At 73.0% G+C, this 571-nt stretch carries 2 protein-coding genes; both read left to right on the plus strand.

The genetic code is table 11. The features are described from left to right. A partial coding sequence (locus AC1DWF_RS37175; RefSeq protein ID WP_476843433.1) for a tripartite tricarboxylate transporter substrate-binding protein occupies positions 1-273 on the plus strand: 273 nt, incomplete at its 5' end. Beyond that, positions 270-571 (plus strand): Bug family tripartite tricarboxylate transporter substrate binding protein (locus AC1DWF_RS37180; RefSeq protein WP_476843434.1); only part of this gene is annotated, 302 nt, incomplete at its 3' end. The genes AC1DWF_RS37175 and AC1DWF_RS37180, both read left to right, overlap by 4 nt.

The raw sequence follows: 571 nt of genomic DNA on the forward strand, positions 1-571 counted from the left end.
GAGGTGCCCACCGTCGCCGAACAGGGTTTTCCGGGATTCCGCGCCAGCTCCTGGATGGGCTTTCTCGCGCCATCAGCGACCCCGGACGCCATCACCGCGCAGATCGAGCGCGACGCCCGCGCCGTCATCGCCGAGCGCGAGGTGACCGCGCGCCTGATGGCCGCGGGCTTCGAGGTCCGCAACCGCGGCCGCGCCGAATTCCGCCGCGACATGGAGGCGGACGCCGCGCTCTGGGGCGGGTTCATCCGGGATGCCGGGATCAGAATGGAATGAGCATGCCGCAGCTTCCGCGCCGGACCCTCCTCGCCGGCGGCGCCGGCCTCGTCGCGGCGTCCGCTGTCGCGCAGCAGCGTTTCCCCTCGCGTCCCGTTCGCATCATCGCCGCCTCGGCGCCGGGCGGGCCTTCCGATGTCTGTGCCCGTGTGCTGGCCGACCGGCTCGGTGCCATCTGGGGCCAGGCGGTCGTGGTGGAGAACCGTGCSGGCGCGGGCGGCAATATCGGCGCCGACCTCGTCGCCAAGGCGCCGCCGGACGGGCTGACGCTGCTGATGGCGGCTTCCAGCATCATCGC

Source organism: Aminobacter sp. P4_D5, from assembly GCF_056401815.1.